The 16,300-nt window shown below is 62.1% G+C and carries 16 protein-coding genes; 9 read left to right on the top strand and 7 right to left on the bottom strand.

The genetic code is table 11. The features are described 5' to 3' along the window. Nucleotides 1–12: 12 nt before the first annotated feature. The 7 genes from kdpC to AC1D06_RS06010 form a co-directional block, all read right to left on the bottom strand. Nucleotides 13–582 (bottom strand): potassium-transporting ATPase subunit KdpC, encoded by a 570-nt coding sequence (gene kdpC / locus AC1D06_RS05980; protein WP_477985556.1) that lies wholly within the window; start codon nucleotides 580–582, stop codon nucleotides 13–15. Nucleotides 583–584: 2 nt separating this feature from the next. Then, nucleotides 585–2,618 (bottom strand): potassium-transporting ATPase subunit KdpB, encoded by a 2,034-nt coding sequence (gene kdpB / locus AC1D06_RS05985; protein ID WP_477985557.1) that lies wholly within the window; start codon nucleotides 2,616–2,618, stop codon nucleotides 585–587. A gap of 28 nt (nucleotides 2,619–2,646) precedes the next feature. Continuing rightward, entirely contained in the window at nucleotides 2,647–4,356 is a 1,710-nt protein-coding gene (gene kdpA / locus AC1D06_RS05990) for a potassium-transporting ATPase subunit KdpA (RefSeq protein ID WP_477985558.1), read from the bottom strand. Nucleotides 4,357–4,380: 24 nt separating this feature from the next. Continuing rightward, nucleotides 4,381–4,467, bottom strand: a complete 87-nt coding sequence (gene kdpF, locus AC1D06_RS05995) for a K(+)-transporting ATPase subunit F (protein WP_477985692.1) — start codon at nucleotides 4,465–4,467, stop codon at nucleotides 4,381–4,383. A gap of 367 nt (nucleotides 4,468–4,834) precedes the next feature. Beyond that, a complete protein-coding gene (locus AC1D06_RS06000) occupies nucleotides 4,835–5,341 on the bottom strand; it encodes a MarR family winged helix-turn-helix transcriptional regulator (RefSeq protein ID WP_477985559.1) in 507 nt (168 codons plus the stop codon). A 13-nt stretch (nucleotides 5,342–5,354) separates the two neighbouring features. After that, complete coding sequence (locus AC1D06_RS06005; RefSeq protein WP_477985560.1) at nucleotides 5,355–6,944, bottom strand: phytoene desaturase family protein; 1,590 nt, start codon at nucleotides 6,942–6,944, stop codon at nucleotides 5,355–5,357. A gap of 303 nt (nucleotides 6,945–7,247) precedes the next feature. After that, entirely contained in the window at nucleotides 7,248–8,033 is a 786-nt protein-coding gene (locus tag AC1D06_RS06010) for a cyclase family protein (protein ID WP_477985561.1), read from the bottom strand. Between the two features lie 257 nt (nucleotides 8,034–8,290). On the opposite strand from AC1D06_RS06010, the gene AC1D06_RS06015 reads away from it, so the two are divergent. From AC1D06_RS06015 to nuoF, 9 genes are all read left to right on the top strand, one after another. Continuing rightward, on the top strand, nucleotides 8,291–9,898 hold the full coding sequence (locus AC1D06_RS06015; RefSeq protein ID WP_477985562.1) for a phytoene desaturase family protein: 1,608 nt from the start codon (nucleotides 8,291–8,293) through the stop codon (nucleotides 9,896–9,898). Between the two features lie 81 nt (nucleotides 9,899–9,979). Beyond that, entirely contained in the window at nucleotides 9,980–10,489 is a 510-nt protein-coding gene (locus AC1D06_RS06020) for a MarR family winged helix-turn-helix transcriptional regulator (RefSeq protein WP_477878969.1), read from the top strand. A 307-nt stretch (nucleotides 10,490–10,796) separates the two neighbouring features. Then, complete coding sequence (locus AC1D06_RS06025; protein ID WP_477878970.1) at nucleotides 10,797–11,162, top strand: NADH-quinone oxidoreductase subunit A; 366 nt, start codon at nucleotides 10,797–10,799, stop codon at nucleotides 11,160–11,162. Further along, nucleotides 11,153–11,731, top strand: coding sequence for a NuoB/complex I 20 kDa subunit family protein (locus tag AC1D06_RS06030; protein WP_477878971.1), 579 nt, complete (start codon nucleotides 11,153–11,155; stop codon nucleotides 11,729–11,731). Before AC1D06_RS06025 ends, AC1D06_RS06030 begins: the two co-directional genes overlap by 10 nt. Nucleotides 11,732–11,745: 14 nt before the next feature. After that, the gene (locus tag AC1D06_RS06035) at nucleotides 11,746–12,345 is read left to right on the top strand and encodes an NADH-quinone oxidoreductase subunit C (protein WP_477985563.1); all 600 of its coding nucleotides are present in this window, start codon (nucleotides 11,746–11,748) and stop codon (nucleotides 12,343–12,345) included. Between the two features lie 50 nt (nucleotides 12,346–12,395). Then, entirely contained in the window at nucleotides 12,396–13,586 is a 1,191-nt protein-coding gene (locus AC1D06_RS06040; protein WP_477985564.1) for an NADH-quinone oxidoreductase subunit D, read from the top strand. Continuing rightward, nucleotides 13,586–13,834: a hypothetical protein gene (locus AC1D06_RS06045; protein ID WP_477985693.1), complete on the top strand. Its 249-nt coding sequence runs from the start codon at nucleotides 13,586–13,588 to the stop codon at nucleotides 13,832–13,834. Before AC1D06_RS06040 ends, AC1D06_RS06045 begins: the two co-directional genes overlap by 1 nt. Before the next feature lie 16 nt (nucleotides 13,835–13,850). Beyond that, a complete protein-coding gene (locus AC1D06_RS06050) occupies nucleotides 13,851–14,984 on the top strand; it encodes an NADH-quinone oxidoreductase subunit E (RefSeq protein ID WP_477985565.1) in 1,134 nt (377 codons plus the stop codon). An 11-nt stretch (nucleotides 14,985–14,995) separates the two neighbouring features. After that, nucleotides 14,996–16,300, top strand: coding sequence for an NADH-quinone oxidoreductase subunit NuoF (gene nuoF / locus AC1D06_RS06055; protein ID WP_477985566.1), 1,305 nt, complete (start codon nucleotides 14,996–14,998; stop codon nucleotides 16,298–16,300).

A 16,300-nucleotide genomic window follows, 5' to 3' on the forward strand; every position in this document is an offset into this window, starting at 1 on the left:
TACGTTCTAATCCTACGACTTGAGGGAATCGAGGGCCATGTTGAGCTCGAGCACGTTGACGCGCGGCTCGCCGATAATGCCGAGCAGACGGCCGTCGGTGTGGTCCTCGACCAGCGCCTTGACGGCATCTGGCGAGAGATTGCGAGCCTTGGCGACCCGCTCCACCTGCGCCAGCGCGAAGGCCGGCGAGATGTGGGGATCGAGACCCGAGCCCGACGACGTGGCTGCATCGGCGGGAATCGGACCTGACATGCCCGACTTGTGCAGATTGTCGATCGCCGCCTTGACAGCCTGTTTCAGCTTGTCGGAGGTAGGGCCGAGATTGGTACCCGTCGAAGCGCTCGCGTCGTAAGGCGCGTTACTGGTCGCGGAAGGCCGCGGCCAGAAATATTTGTCCTTCGTGAAGTTCTGGCCGATCAGCGTCGAGCCGATGATCGTCTTGTCCTTCATGATCAGGCTGCCTCCCGCAAGGTCATGCAACGCTGTCTTGGCGATGCCGGTGATGGCGAGCGGATAGGCGATGCCGGTGAGGACGGTGAAGAGGACGAGCATGGAGACGCCCGTGCGAAGATGGTTGAGCATGGTTACACCAAATGAATCGCGTTGACGACAAGGTCGATCGCCTTGATGCCCACGAAGGGCAGGACGATGCCGCCAAGGCCGTAGACGATGAGGTTGCGGCGCAGAAGCGCGTTGGCGCCGACGGCGCGGTACGCCACGCCCTTAAGCGCCAGCGGGATCAGCGCGATGATGATCAGCGCGTTGAAGATGACTGCCGAAAGGATCGCCGACTGCGAGGAGTGCAACCCCATGATGTTGAGCGCGCCGAGCGACGGATAGGTCACCAGGAACAGCGCCGGGATGATGGCGAAGTATTTCGCCACGTCGTTGGCGATCGAAAAGGTCGTCAGCGAACCGCGGGTCATCAGCAACTGCTTGCCGATCTCGACGATCTCGATCAGCTTGGTCGGCGAGGAGTCGAGGTCGACCATGTTGGCGGCCTCGCGGGCGGCCTGGGTGCCGGTCTGCATGGCGACGCCGACATCGGCCTGCGCCAAAGCAGGGGCGTCGTTGGTGCCGTCGCCGCACATGGCGACCAGCTTGCCGCCGGTCTGCTCGCGGCGGATATAGGCGAGCTTGTCTTCCGGTTTGGCCTGGGCGAGGAAATCGTCGACGCCGGCTTCCGAAGCGATCGCCGCCGCCGTCACCGGGTTGTCGCCGGTGACCATGACGGTACGGATGCCCATCGAACGCAGCGCGGCGAAGCGCTCCTTGATGCCCGGTTTGACCACGTCCTTGAGGTGGATGACGCCGAGCAGCCGGTTGCCTTCGGCGACCGCGAGCGGCGTGCCGCCGGTCCGCGCGACTTTGTCGACCGACTGACGGAAGATATCCGGCGTGTCGGATTCCTTGATCCCGGCGAAGGCCAACACCGCGTCGACCGCGCCCTTACGGTAAGTCCGCTGCAAGGTATCGACGCCGGAAATGCGGGTCTCGGCGGCGAACGGAATGACGTTGTCGATCGCACCAGTGGGTTCGCTGACACCGAACTCACCCTTGGCAAGCGCGATGATCGAACGTCCCTCAGGCGTGTCGTCGCCCTGGCTGGCGAGCAGTGCCGCCTGGGCAAGCTCCTGGGCCGGGACACCCGGCACAGGCAGGAAATCGGTCGCCATGCGGTTGCCGAAGGTGATCGTGCCGGTCTTGTCGAGCAGCAGCGTGTCGACGTCACCGGCGGCTTCCACCGCGCGGCCAGAGGTGGCGATGACATTGAAGCGGACGAGGCGGTCCATGCCGGCGATACCGATGGCCGAAAGCAAGCCGCCGATCGTGGTCGGGATCAGCGTGACGAGCAACGCCGAGAGCACGGTGACCGACAGGATGGTGCCGGAATAGAGCGCCAGGCCGGCAAGCGTCACCACGGTGATCAGGAAGACCAGCGTCAGGCCCGAGAGCAGCGTCGAGAGTGCGATCTCGTTCGGCGTCTTCTGGCGTTTGGCGCCTTCGATCAGCGCAATCATGCGGTCGACGAAGGAGTTGCCCGGCGCCACGGTGATCTTGATCTTGATGACGTCGGAGAGCACTTCCGTGCCGCCGGTGACGGCCGAACGGTCGCCGCCGGCCTCGCGGATCACAGGGGCCGATTCGCCGGTGATGGCGCTTTCATTGACGGTGGCGATGCCCTCGATGACTTCGCCGTCACCGGGGATCAGTTCGCCCGCCTTGACGCGGATGATGTCGCCAATCCTGAGCGATGTCGCTGCGACCTTCTCGACCTGGCCGTTGTGCAGCAACCGGTTGGCGCTGAGGTCAGACTTGGTCTTGCGCAGGCTGTCGGCCTGCGCCTTGCCGCGGCCTTCGGCCACGGCTTCGGCGAAGGTGGCGAACAGCACCGTGAACCAGAGCCATGCGGCGATCTGGCCGGAGAAGCCGGCATTCTTGATGTCGAGGGCGAGGTCACGGAGGAAGAACAGCGTGACCACGGCGGCGACGACTTCGGTGACGAAGATCACCGGATTCTTCAGCAGCAGCCTGGGATCGAGCTTCACGAAGGCATCGCGGAAGGCCGGTCCGAGGATCTTGGCATCGAACAGGGAGGTTGGTTTTTGTTTGCTCATGATCAAAACTTTCAGAAGGCCCCGTTTGTTAAAAGGTTTGGCCGGCCAGCATCGAGAAATGCTCGACGATCGGGCCAAGTGCCAGAGCCGGGAAGAATTGCAGGCCGCCCATGATCAGGATGACGCCGATCAGAAGGCCGACGAACAGAGGCGTATGGGTCGGGAAGGTACCGGCGGACGGGGCGACACGGATCTTGGCGGCGACTGAGCCGGCGATCGCCATCACGGGAACCGCGTAGCCGAAGCGGCCGAGCAGCATGCCGAAGCCGAGCGTCGTGTTGTACCACGGCGTGTTGGCGCTAAGACCACCGAAGGCCGAGCCATTGTTGCCGGCCGCCGACGTGTAGGCATAGAGGATTTCACTGAGGCCGTGCGGGCCGGCGGTACCGATCGAGGAGACGGCGAAGGGCAGGATGGCCGAGACCGCGGCAAAGCCGAGGATGGCCGCCGGCAGGATGAGGATGGCGAGCACGCCGAACTTCATCTCGCGGCTTTCGATCTTCTTGCCCAGCAGTTCCGGCGTGCGGCCAACCATCAGGCCGGCAACGAACACCGACAGGATGGCATAGACGATCATGCCATAGAGGCCCGAGCCGACACCACCAGGCAGCATTTCGCCGAGATGGATCAGGAACATCGGGATCATGCCGCCGAGGCCGGTGAACGAGCCGAGCATGCCGTTGACGCCGCCATCGGAAATGGCGGTGGTCACGGCGCTATAGGCGGCGGTCATCGCCTGGCCGAAGCGGACTTCCTTGCCTTCCATGTTGCCGAGCGTAGGGTCGAGGCCAAGAGCGGTGTGGATCGGGTTACCGGTGCTTTCCGCCCAATAGATGATGCCGGTGCCGATGATCAGAAAGAAGCCGCAGGCCGCGACGAAGGCCCAGCCCTGCCGGCGATCACCGACCATCTGGCCGAACGTGTAGAGCAGCGCCGCGGTGATCGACAGCATGCTGATGATGTTGAGATAGTCCGTCAGCGCCGACGGATTCTCGAACGGGTGCGCGGCATTGACGTTGAGGAAGCCGCCGCCGTTGGTGCCGAGCTGCTTGATGGCTTCCTGGCTGGCGATTGGGCCGAGCGCGATCGTCTGCTTGGCGCCTTCGAGCGTGGTCGCCGTTGCCGACGCGTCAAGCGTCTGCGGCAGGCCCATGGCGACGAAAACCAGTGCCACGACAATCGACAGCGGCAGCAGCACGTAGAGCGTCGAACGGGTCATGTCGACCCAGAAATTGCCGATCGTCTTGGCGCCGGAGCGGGCAAAAGCCCGGGTGACGCCGAGCGCCAGCGCAATGCCGGTGGCGGCCGAGAGGAAATTCTGCACGGTGAGCCCGGCCATCTGGCTGAAATTGCTCATCGTCGTTTCGCCGCCATAGGACTGCCAGTTGGTGTTGCTGACGAAACTGACGGCGGTGTTGAAGGCAAGATCCGGTGACACGGCGCCAAAGCCCTGCGGATTCAGCGGCAGGATGCCCTGCAGGCGCAGGATGGCATAGAGCAGCGCGAAGCCGAGTGCGTTGAACACCAGCATCGACATGGTGAACGACAGCCAGCCCTGCTCTTTCTTCGGATCAACGCCGGAGATTGCATAGAAGCCGGTCTCGACCGGCTGCAGGATTGGCGAGAGGAAATTGCGCTCACCCTCGAAGACGCGCGCCATGTAAAGCCCGAGCGGCTTGATCAGCGCCACCGTGATCGCGAAAAGAAGGCCGATTTGCAGCCATCCGTTGAAGGTCATGGAAGATACTCCGGGAGGATGGGCTCAGAACCGCTCGGGATGAACGAGGGTGAGCACCAGATAGGCGCCGAGCGCCAGAGCGACGACGAGGCCGAAGATGGCTTCAAACATCACGTCACCTCACAACCGCTCGAGGAGCCGTGCATAAACGGCAAAAATGCCGAAGGCGGCGACGCCCACGGCCAGGAAAACCAGGTCCAACATCTCTAACTCCTGAGGATAATTTGGAGCCCGCACTTTGCCTCTCTTCCGGATCAAATCTCGATCGGGAAGGTGGGTTGGCTGCGTAAGGAATTGATAAGGGCGCGGGGTGCCCGGCGGAGCCGGTGGCGGACAGAAGCCCGTCGACATCTCTTGCGCACGAAATTCGAGATAACGGTCAACGGAGCGGAGAGCCGCTCCGACAGCGTGTCATACGCAGCGGCCTTGCGTCACGACAGCTGGTGCATGACGTAACGTGAACGGGACCATGCCCGCCTCATATATCATGTTTGCGGATATTGTGCAGGATCCGATGGAGCACGTCGATGAAGGCCTTATAGTCCTCTTCCTCGATGCCGTGGAACATCTTGACAAGCGAGTCATACATGGTCGGCCAGATCTTCTCGAAGGCGGCGCGGCCGGCCTCGGTGATCGTGACATCGCGCACCCGCATGTCGTCGGCGCGCGGTTGGCGGCGGATATAGCCCTGTTCCTCCAGCGAATCCAATGTCCGGCTCATTGTCGACTGTTCGGTGACGGCAAACACGGAGAGCTCGTTGATCGTCACCGACGGTGTGATGGCGAGGATGGCGAGTGCCCGCATCTTCGCCGTGGTCATCTCCTGCGATTTGATCTCGTCGGCAAGGTTGGCGTTCCAGCGCGCCATGATACGGTTCATCAGATAGGGCGCGAACTGGTTGAGGCCGATCTCCCCCATCGTCGGGCGTTTGGCCTCGGAGCCATCGAGGTCTCGGAGCACTGTGCCTGAAAACCGTTCCGTCATGAAGTCTTTCCGATTATTTCAACGATGAAGCGAGCAGGAAGCCCGAGCCGCCGCCAAGGCCGGGGCCGGGATGGGTCGAAGCGCCGATATGGTAGAGGCCCGGGACATGGGTCTTGTGGTTGACCGATGATTTGAACGGCCGGAAGAGGAAGAACTGGTCGACGCCGCAATAGCCGCCATAGGGGTCGCCGCCGACCAGGTTCATGTTCATCTTTTCGAGATCGCCGGGCGAATAGGCCTTTCGCGCCATGATATTTTCCGACCAGCCGTCGATATGGCTTTCAAGAATGCGCTCGACCCGGTCGGCAAACCGTTCGCGCAGTTCCTCGGTCCATTGGCCATCGGCCGGGATCGGCAGTTCGGCGGCGGCGTCACCCTTGATATAGCGCGGCGCTTCCGGCAGTTGCAGCCAGAGGAGAGAGCGGCCTTCCGGCACGCGGCTCGGGTCGAACGAGGCCGGCTGGCCGACGCAGATGGTCGGTACCGCCGGCAGTAGCCCGCGCTCGCATTCATTGGCGGCGCGCGACACGCCGTCGAGGCCGGGGGTGAGGTGCAGCAAGGCCACACGGCCAAGCTCCTCGCCGCCCTTCCAGCGCGGCGGCGACTTCAGCGCATAGTGGATTTGCATGTTGCCCTTGCCGTAACGGTAGCTCTTCAGGCTTTCGGCAATCTCCTGCGGCAGCTTGGCGGATGTATCGCGCAGCAGCCGGCCATAGAGCTGGGTCGGCGTCACCGAGGCGATGACGCCCTGGTTCGCCTGCATCACTTCGCCGCTCGCCAGCCTTACACCGCTCACCTTGCCGCCGGGGCCATCGAGAATCCGGTCGACATCGGCGCCGGTGCGAATCGTGCCGCCATTGTCAGTGATCAGTTTTTCGAAGGCAGCGAGCAGGGTCCGCGCGCCGCCCTTGGCGACCGGGCAGCCGGCCAGTTCGATGGCGAAGCCGATCACCTTGGCCATTTCCGCCGAATAGGCGCTTTCCGGTCCGAGGCCGCAATGCAGCACCCAGGGTGCCCAGAGGGCCCGCACCAGATCCGACTGATAATTGCTTTCGAGATGAGCCCGCGCGGTGACCAGCGCCTCGCCAAACCAGGCGGCGAGGCCGCGCAGCCCGCGCTTCCAGGCCTCCTTGGCGATGGTCTTGGCAATATTGCCGGACCAGAGTGAGCCGCCGAGCAGCGAGAATAGGAAGGGCGCATCGGCGCCGAGCCTGTCCATGTCGCGCGAAAAGGCGTAGCCATCGCCGGCCGCCAGATTCTCGAAGGCAGCGACATTGCGCGCCCGGTCCTTGGAGAAGATGAGATGCGAGCCATCGGGCCTGAGCACACCGGTCGGCAGATCGGCATGGGCGAATTCCAGTCCCCGTGCTTCCAGGTCCTTGCCAAGCGCACCATAGGCGGGCGAGGTCAGGAACAGCACCATGGTGGTGGCCATGACGTCGTGCTTGAAGCCGGGCTCGGTGATTTCTTCCGTCCGGAGGCAGCCGCCGATGCGATCACTGCGCTCCAGCACCAGCACTTTCTTGCCCTTCTTACCGAGCAGGCTGGCTGCGACCAGGGCATTGATGCCGCTTCCGACGATGATGTAGTCATAAGTGGACATGGCGGATCACCGGACTGATGCAAAACTGGTGCAAAATCTCTTCGCCCCGTGACAACGGGGAGAAGACAGACATTCTCGCCTAGACGGCAGAACTACGCGTCCGGCGTTAAGACCCCGCCCCAAACCCCTCCCCACAAGGGGGAGGGGCTTAACCCGGCCGCACCCTCGGAGCCCCAATCGAGGCAAGGAGCGAGCCGCGAGTCTTCTCCCCCCCTTGTGGGGGAGATGGCCGGCAGGCCAGAGAGGGTCTTTGCGCCACACGCAATTGCCTGGCCGCAAAAGGGGAGGAGCTCTCTCCGAAGCTCAGCCGGCCACCAGCGCCAGCGCGCGGATCGGCGAGCCTGTGCCCTTGACGAACTTCAGCGGTGCGGCGATCAGGATCGCGCCCTTGGCCGGCAGCTGGTCGAGATGGCAGAGGCTGGCGAGGCCATAGCGGCCGGCCTTGTGCATCAGGTTATGCGCCGGGAAGGGCGGGTTCATGCCGCCGGCAGAACCGGCATCGGTGCCGATGGTTTCCTGGCCCCAGCCCATGATCTTCTTCGAAACCAGATATTCGATCGCTTCCGCCGTCGGGCCAGGCGAATGCGGGCCGTTCTCGTCGGCATTGAGGAAGGTCTCGGTCGAGCCGTTGCGCTTGTACCAGTCGGTGCGCATCACCACCCAGCTATTGGCTTCGATCTCGCCATGCTCGGCTTCCCATTCCTTGATGCTGTCGACGGTCAGGAGATAGTCGGGATTGGCGGCCGATTCCTTGGAACGGTCGATGACGTTGAGCGGGCCGACGAAGGCCTGCGGCGGAATCGTGTCGGTTGTGTTGTTGGCCAGGTCCTTGCCGGTGATCCAGTGGCATGGGGCGTCGAAATGGGTGCCGGTATGTTCGCCGAGTTCCAGCCAGTTCCAGGCCCAGAACGGGCCATTCTGGTCATAGTGCGAGATCTCGTGCACCTTGACCTTCGGCGTGTTCTGGCCGAACTGCGGCGGCAGGTAGAGAACCGGTGTTTCCGGACCGAGCGGTGCGGTCAGGTCGACGACCCTCACGGAACCGGAAAGAAGTGCGGCTGCGACATCGGCAAGTGCTTTGGCTGTCATGGTTCTGTTCCCTGGTTGCGAGGGTCTCTCAGCGGCCCAATCGGTCGCCGTCTCCGCCCCTGTAGAGGCAACGCTAAGCCAGGAAATATGAAATTGCAAGCATCTGGCGGCGCGGGAAAATGCCGTCCAACGCCTCAAGGGATTTCAGTATTATGTTGATATAAAACATCATTTTAAAAATTGACGTAGCGTAATCCCAAAAACCTTTATGCTTAAAATATTTGTGACTTGCGACGGTCCGGCGAAGATGTATGCATATGCGGCAAACAATCGACAGCCTGCAGCAGGAGATGGCGATGAACTACGACGCGGTGGTGATCGGTGCTGGACACAATGGGCTGGCTGCGGCCGTGGAACTGGCCAACAAGGGTTGGTCGGTCGCCGTCGTAGAGGCGAAGGACGAGCCGGGCGGGGCGGTCAAGACCCGCGAGGTGACGCTGCCCGGCTTCCGCCACGACCTCTGCGCCATGAACCTCTCCATGTTCGCCGGCTCCGCCTTCTTCAATGCCAACAAGGACGCGCTGTTCGCCAATGGCCTCGGCATCGTGCCGGCGGCCGATTGTTTTGCCAGCGTATTTCGCGATCACACCTGGCTCGGCGTCAGCACCGATCTGGAAAAGACGGCCGGCCGCATCGCGGCACTTTCTGCCAGGGACGCTCAGGCCTGGCGCGACCTGCTCGCCACTTTCGGTGCCGATGCACCGCATATCTTCGGCCTGCTCGGTTCGCCGATGCCGTCCTTCGCAGCGGCCAAAGTGGCGTGGAAAGCCTGGCGCGAAAAGGGCACCGGCTGGATGTACGACACATTGAAGCTGTTGCTCGCTTCGCCGCGCGACTTCCTCGACGCTCGCTTCGAAAGCCCGAAACTCAAGGCGATGATGGCGGCCTGGGGCATGCATCTGGATTTCCCGCCGGATGTCGCCGGCGGCGCGCTGTTTCCCTATCTCGAATCCATGGCCAACCAGGCGTTCGGCATGGTGATCGGCCAGGGCGGCGCCGACACTATTATAAGGTCGATGGTCGGCGTGCTGAAATCCAAGGGCGGCGAACTGCTGCTCGGCACCTCCGTCGACCGCATCGATATGGGCAATGGCGCGGCTACCGGCGTCCGCCTCTCCGATGGCCGCGTCCTCACAGCCCGGCGGGCCGTGATCTCCAACGCTCATCCGCAGATCGTCTTCGGCAAGCTTCTCGCCAAGGATTCGTCCCGCGCAGCCTTCGAGGCGAAGATCGAAAAATTCAGAGCAGGGCCGGGCACGCTGATGGTGCATCTGGCGCTCGACGGCCTGCCGGACTGGCGCGCCAGCGAAGAATTGAAGACGTTCGCCTACGTCCATGTCGCGCCGGACATGGAAATGATGTCGAAGGCTTATTCCGAAGCCGCCGCCGGCCTGCTGCCGGTTGAACCCGTGCTCGTGGTCGGCCAGCCGAGCGTACTCGACCCGTCGCGCGCGCCCGACGGCAAACATGTGCTCTGGATCCAGACCCGCGTTCTTCCGGCGGAGATCAAAGGCGACGCCAGGGGCGAGATCGGTGGGCGGGACTGGGACCAGGTCAAGGAGGGCTATGCCGACCGCGTCCTCGACATCCTCGAAAACTATGCGCCGGGCCTGCGTGGTAAAATCCTCGGCCGCTCGGTCTTCTCGCCGCTCGACCTCGAACGCGAGAATCCGAATCTGATCGGCGGCGACAATCTGTCCGGCAGCCATCATCTCGACCAGAATTTCCTCTTCCGTCCCGTCGCCGGCTATTCACGTTACAGGACGCCGGTGAAAAACCTCTATCTTTGCGGCGCCTCGACCTGGCCGGGCGCCGGAACCGGTGCAGGCTCGGGCTTCATGCTTGCCAAGTTGTTGGCAAAGTGACGGGCGTGCCAGCTAACATTTGACATCTAAAATATTGACGCGCATAGAGCGGGAGACACTATACCCAATCCGGGCCGGGATATGGCAGACAGCGATACCGTCGACATCGAGATCATCGTTCAGGACACGCAGGAGGGCAAGAAGCCCGAACTCAGGCTCTGGCTGCGTATGCTCTCGACCACCAAGCTGATCAGCCAGGAAGTCCGCCGTCGCCTGCGCAGCGAATTCGGCGCCACGCTGCCGCAATTCGACCTGCTCGCCCAGCTCGACCGCGAGAAGAACGGCCTGCGTCTCGGCGAGCTGTCCAAGCGCACCATGGTCACCAACGGCAATGTCACGGGCCTTGTCGAGCGCCTCGAAGGAGATGGCCTGATCGTCCGCGAAACCCCTGACGGCGACCGCCGTGTCACAGTCGCCAAGCTGACCGCCAAAGGCGAGAAATTCTTCGCCGAAATGGCCGCCGCCCATGAAGGATGGCTGCGCGACATGATGGCCGATGTCGATCCCGCGGCGATCAAGGTGCTGCTTGACGACATGCATCTGGTGAAGGCTTCGGTGAACAATCACCTCTCCGGCTCGGACGACGACTGAACGGCTGCAGAAACGCCGAGGCAGCCCTGCGCAAAAGGCAAGGCGCTGGTCGAACGAAATCCGACATCCATCGTCTACTTTGAAAAAATCGGATAGATCGGTCAATCCCTGCAAATTCAATCGTTTCGCAGCGGCTTTGTGACGCTTTTGTCAAATCATGCGACAATGCAGCGAAAATAGATTCCGACACTTGCTTATCCGGTATAGCTGCGCTAACCACGATTGCGTTGCAACAAATTCGGCTCTGCCGGGCCGCACGATCGCTGATCGCAGTCTCGTGTAGCGTGGCGGGCGAGGTTGGATTGAAATGACTGCTCTCCTCGGCTCCTATATGCCAATCGCCATCTTCATTGGCATCGCTCTCGTCATCGGTCTTGCTCTTCTGGTCGCTCCTTTCATCGTTGCCTTCAAAGCGCCCGATTCGGAAAAGCTGTCGGCCTTCGAATGCGGCTTCAATGCCTTCGACGATGCGCGCATGAAGTTTGACATCCGCTTCTACCTGGTTTCGATCCTGTTCATCATCTTCGACCTGGAAGTGGCCTTCCTGTTTCCCTGGGCCGTGTCCTTCCATGCGATCGACTGGTTCGGTTTCTGGTCGATGATGGTTTTCCTCGCCGTGCTGACCATCGGCTTTATTTATGAATGGAAGAAGGGAGCACTCGAATGGGAGTGACATCCTCGACGCTCGTCGCCGAAGAGCCGAAGGGGATCATCGATCCCGCGACCGGCAAGCCGGTTGGCGCCAATGATGCTTTCTTCGGCGAAATCAACAATGAACTCGCCGACAAGGGTTTTATCACCACCACGACCTCCGCCCTGATCACCTGGGCGCGCACGGGTTCGCTGATGTGGATGCAGTTCGGCCTCGCCTGCTGCGCTGTTGAAGGCCTGATGCAGGTCTCCGGCCCGCGCTACGACATGGAGCGCTTCGGTGTCGCGCCGCGCGCCTCGCCGCGCCAGTCAGACGTGATGATCGTCGCGGGCACGCTGACCAACAAGATGGCCCCGGCGCTGCGCAAGGTCTACGACCAGATGCCCGAGCCGCGTTACGTCATTTCGATGGGCTCCTGCGCCAATGGCGGCGGTTATTACCACTATTCCTATTCGGTGGTGCGTGGCTGCGATCGCGTCGTGCCTGTCGACATCTACGTGCCGGGCTGTCCTCCCACGGCAGAGGCGCTGCTCTATGGCGTGCTCCTGCTGCAGAAGAAAATCCGCCGCACCGGCACGATCGAGCGCTGAGGGGAGACGGGACCATGGCCACTCTGGACGAGCTTTCCGTCTATCTCCGCGAAGCCCGCGGTCCGCTGATTGCCGACGCGGTTCTCGCCTATGGCGAACTGACGCTGACGGTCGCGCCTGAAAACTATATCGAACTGCTGACTTTCCTTCGGGATGACGAGCGCTGCCAGTTCATCAGCTTCATCGATCTCTGCGGCGCCGACTATCCGTCGCGCGAAAAGCGCTTCGACGTGGTGGTGCATCTGCTTTCGCCGAAGCACAACATCCGCATCCGGGTAAAGGCGCAGATCGGCGAAGACGAGACGATCACCTCGGCGACCGCACTCTATCTCGGCGCCGAATGGTTCGAACGCGAAGCCTACGATATGTACGGCATCCTGTTCGCCGGCCACTCGGATCTTCGCCGCATCCTGACCGACTATGGCTTCGAAGGCTTCCCGCTGCGTAAGGACTTCCCGACAACGGGTTATGTCGAAGTCCGCTACGACGACACCGTCAAGCGCGTCGTGTATGAGCCGGTTCAGCTCCGCCAGGAGTTCCGCAATTTCGACTTTTTGTCGCCTTGGGAGGGAACAGACTACGTCCTGCCAGGTGACGAGAAGAAGAGCCAGTAAGGCCTGCTGAGTCTCTATCGCCTATTCGCCTCCATTCTGGAGCATGAAATATGACTGAACATAACGTCCGGAATTTTACCATCAACTTTGGACCGGAGCATCCGTCTGCGCACGGTGTGCTTCGTCTTGTGCTGGAGCTTGATGGTGAAATCGTAGAGCGCGTCGACCCGCACATTGGTCTCTTGCACCGCGGCACCGAAAAGCTGATCGAAACCAAGACCTATCTGCAGGCGGTCCCCTATTTCGACCGCCTCGATTACGTCGCGCCGATGAACCAGGAACATGCCTTTGCGCTCGCGGCCGAAAAGTTGCTCGGCATCGAAGTACCGATCCGCGGTCAGCTGATCCGCGTGCTTTACTCCGAAATCGGCCGCATCTTGTCGCATATCATGAACGTCACGACGCAGGCCATGGACGTCGGCGCCATGACGCCGCCGGTCTGGGGTTTCGAAGAGCGCGAAAAGCTGATGGTGTTCTACGAGCGCGCTTGCGGCGCCCGCATGCATTCCGCTTATTTCCGTCCGGGCGGCATCCATCAGGACATTCCGCCGGAACTGGTCGAGGATATCGGCAAGTGGTGCGACAAATTCGACGCCATTCTCGATGACATCGAAGGCTTGTTGACCGACAACCGCATCTACAAGCAGCGCAATGTCGATATCGGCGTCGTCACGCTCGCCGACGCCTGGGCTTGGGGCTTTTCGGGTGTCATGGTCCGCGGTTCGGGGGCTGCCTGGGACTTGCGCCGTGCGCAGCCCTACGAATGCTATTCCGAGCTCGATTTTGACATCGCCGTCGGCAAGAACGGCGACTGCTATGACCGTTACCTGATCCGCATGTTCGAAATGCGCCAGGCCAACCGGATCATGAAGCAGTGCGTCAACCGCCTGCTCGGCAAGGAAAAATACGGTCCCGTGTCGTCCCTCGACGGCAAGGTCGTGCCGCCGAAGCGTGGCGAGATGAAGCGCTCGATGGAAGCGCTGATCCACCACTTCAAGCTCTACACCGAAGGCTACCACGTGCCGGCCGGTGAGGTTTACGCCGCGGTCGAGGCGCCCAAGGGCGAGTTCGGCGTCTATCTGGTCGCCGACGGCAGCAACAAGCCTTATCGCTGCAAGATTCGCGCTCCGGGTTACGCGCATCTGCAGGCGATGGACTTCCTTTGCAAAGGCCACCAGCTGGCCGACGTCACCGCCGTGCTCGGCTCGCTCGATATCGTTTTCGGTGAGGTTGACCGGTGATGATCAAGGTCGCGCTCGCAGCTTCCGCCATTCTGCTCGCCACTGTCGCATTCGCGCAGGAGGACGAGCAGAAGCCGGCCAAGAGCAGCGACGGCTCCACGATCGGGCAACTGATTGCGCAGGGATACGAGATCAAGGCGGCCGTGCCGAACGGCAAGCGCTTCGTCGTTTTCCTGCAGAAGGATTCAACAGGATACGCATGCGAGATGACGGGCCTCAGCACGTCGCAATGCGGAAAGATCAATTGATAGGACGATAACGAGAATGTCCGTACGTCGATTAGCCGAAGAGAATGTCCAGCCGCCGAGCTTCGCTTTCACGAGCGAGAATGCGACCTGGGCGCAGGCGACGATTGCGAAATATCCGGAAGGCCGGCAGCAGTCTGCCGTCATCCCGCTGCTCATGCGTGCGCAGGAGCAGGACGGCTGGGTGACCAAGGCGGCGATAGAGTCGGTCGCGGACATGCTGAGCATGGCCTATATCCGCGTTCTCGAAGTCGCGACCTTCTATACCCAGTTCCAACTGGCGCCGGTCGGCTCGCGCGCTCATATCCAGGTCTGCGGCACGACGCCGTGCATGCTGCGTGGTTCCGAGGACCTGATGGCCGTTTGCCGGTCGAAGATCCATCCCGAGCCGCATCATCTCAATGCCGATGGCACGCTGTCCTGGGAAGAGGTCGAGTGTCTTGGGGCCTGCGTCAACGCCCCGATGATCATGGTCGCCAAGGACACCTTTGAAGACCTGACGCCGCGCCAGCTCGAATATATCATCGAGCGCTTCGAGGCCGGCAAGGCGGGTGACGTCAAGCCGGGCACGCAGATCGACCGTTTCTATTCCGCTCCGTTCGGCGGCATGACCTCGCTCACCTCTCCGGACGAGCGCCGTCCGCTGCAGTCCGCGCTGACAGGCGAAGAACCGCCGAAGCCCGCGGCGGAAGCCGTCGCGGTCCCGCCGTCCAATGCGGCCCAGCCGAAGACGGCTGCTGTCGAGACAGCGCCCGCGGTGAAGTCGCCGGCCGACGACAAGAGTGCCACGCCTGGTGGCGCACCGGTCAAGGAATCCACGGCTGCCGAAAACGCCGCCGATGCTGGCAAGGCCGCGRCCAAGCCGTCGCTGGACGATCCGAACCGCCCGACTGGCATCGAAAAGCCGGCAACGCCGGATGACTTGCAGCTGATCTCGGGCGTCGGCCCTAAGATCGAAGGTACGCTGCACGATCTCGGCATCTTCACTTATGCGCAGGTTGCTGCCTGGAATGCCGAGCAGCGTGCCTGGGTCGACAGCTACCTGAACTTCCGCGGCCGCATCGATCGCGACGAATGGGTCAAGCAAGCCGACGCCTTGGCGCGCGGCGGCGAAGAAGAATATGTTCGGGTTTTCGGCAAGAAGCCCCGGTAAGGACGAGACGGATGTTGGACGATAAGGACCGCATATTCACCAATATCTACGGCCACAAGGACAAGTCGCTGAAGGGCGCCATGTCGCGTGGACATTGGGACGGCACCAAGCAGATGCTTGAAAAGGGCCGCGATTGGATCGTCAACGAGATGAAGGCGTCGGGCCTGCGTGGCCGTGGCGGCGCCGGCTTCCCGACCGGCCTCAAATGGTCCTTCATGCCGAAGGAAAGCGACGGCCGTCCGCATTTCCTCGTCGTCAACGCCGACGAATCCGAACCCGGCACCTGCAAAGACCGCGACATCATGCGCCACGATCCGCATACGCTGATCGAAGGCTGCCTGATCGCGAGCTTCGCCATGGGCGCGCATGTCGCCTATATCTATCTGCGCGGCGAATATATCCGGGAGCGTGAGGCGCTACAGGCGGCGATCGACGAATGTTACGACGCCAACCTGCTCGGCAAGAACAACATCCATGGCTGGGACATGGAAGTGTTCCTCCATCACGGTGCCGGGGCCTATATCTGCGGCGAAGAAACGGCACTGCTCGAAAGCCTCGAAGGAAAGAAGGGCCAGCCGCGTCTGAAGCCGCCATTCCCGGCCAATATGGGCCTCTACGGCTGTCCGACGACGGTCAACAACGTTGAATCGATCGCGGTGGCGCCGACCATCCTGCGCCGCGGCGCCGGCTGGTTCTCTGCCATCGGCCGGCCGAACAATGTCGGCACCAAGCTGTTCATGCTGTCGGGCCATGTCAACAAGCCCTGCACCGTCGAGGACGCGATGGGTGTCACCTTCCGCGAACTGGTCGACAAGCATGCCGGCGGCATCCGCGGCGGCTGGGACAACCTGCTCGCCGTCATCCCCGGCGGCGCATCGTGCCCGATCGTGCCGGCGGCCGATATCATCGATTGCCAGATGGACTTCGACGGCTTGCGCGCTGTCGGTTCCTCCTTCGGCACGGCCGGCGCCATCGTTATGGACAAGTCGACCGACGTCATCAAGGCGATCTGGCGCATCTCTGCCTTCTTCAAGCATGAAAGCTGCGGTCAGTGCACGCCGTGCCGCGAAGGCACCGGCTGGATGATGCGCGTCATGGAACGCATGGTGCGCGGCAACGCGCAGAAGCGCGAAATCGATATGCTGTTCGAAGTGACGAAGCAGGTTGAAGGCCATACGATCTGCGCGCTCGGCGACGCCGCTGCCTGGCCGATCCAGGGCCTGATCCGTCGCTTCCGTCCCGAGATCGAGAAACGCATTGATCAGTATACCAGCAATGCCACGTCGCATGGCGCGGTTCTGGAGGCTGCCGAGTAG

The sequence above is a fragment of the Rhizobium sp. P2_G2 genome (assembly GCF_056403555.1).

Bases quoted from the DNA above. Each gene is read 5' to 3' on its own strand.
- AC1D06_RS06045 (WP_477985693.1), top strand. From the start codon at position 13,586: ATGATCAAGGTCGCGCTCGCAGCTTCCGCCATTCTGCTCGCCACTGTC.
- AC1D06_RS06025 (WP_477878970.1), top strand. From the start codon at position 10,797: ATGACTGCTCTCCTCGGCTCCTATATGCCAATCGCCATCTTCATTGGC.
- nuoF (WP_477985566.1), top strand. From the start codon at position 14,996: ATGTTGGACGATAAGGACCGCATATTCACCAATATCTACGGCCACAAG.
- kdpC (WP_477985556.1), bottom strand. From the start codon at position 582: ATGCTCAACCATCTTCGCACGGGCGTCTCCATGCTCGTCCTCTTCACC.
- AC1D06_RS06000 (WP_477985559.1), bottom strand. From the start codon at position 5,341: ATGACGGAACGGTTTTCAGGCACAGTGCTCCGAGACCTCGATGGCTCC.
- AC1D06_RS06035 (WP_477985563.1), top strand. From the start codon at position 11,746: ATGGCCACTCTGGACGAGCTTTCCGTCTATCTCCGCGAAGCCCGCGGT.
- AC1D06_RS06040 (WP_477985564.1), top strand. From the start codon at position 12,396: ATGACTGAACATAACGTCCGGAATTTTACCATCAACTTTGGACCGGAG.
- AC1D06_RS06020 (WP_477878969.1), top strand. From the start codon at position 9,980: ATGGCAGACAGCGATACCGTCGACATCGAGATCATCGTTCAGGACACG.
- AC1D06_RS06010 (WP_477985561.1), bottom strand. From the start codon at position 8,033: ATGACAGCCAAAGCACTTGCCGATGTCGCAGCCGCACTTCTTTCCGGT.
- kdpF (WP_477985692.1), bottom strand. From the start codon at position 4,467: ATGTTTGAAGCCATCTTCGGCCTCGTCGTCGCTCTGGCGCTCGGCGCC.
- AC1D06_RS06030 (WP_477878971.1), top strand. From the start codon at position 11,153: ATGGGAGTGACATCCTCGACGCTCGTCGCCGAAGAGCCGAAGGGGATC.
- kdpA (WP_477985558.1), bottom strand. From the start codon at position 4,356: ATGACCTTCAACGGATGGCTGCAAATCGGCCTTCTTTTCGCGATCACG.
- kdpB (WP_477985557.1), bottom strand. From the start codon at position 2,618: ATGAGCAAACAAAAACCAACCTCCCTGTTCGATGCCAAGATCCTCGGA.
- AC1D06_RS06015 (WP_477985562.1), top strand. From the start codon at position 8,291: ATGCGGCAAACAATCGACAGCCTGCAGCAGGAGATGGCGATGAACTAC.
- AC1D06_RS06005 (WP_477985560.1), bottom strand. From the start codon at position 6,944: ATGTCCACTTATGACTACATCATCGTCGGAAGCGGCATCAATGCCCTG.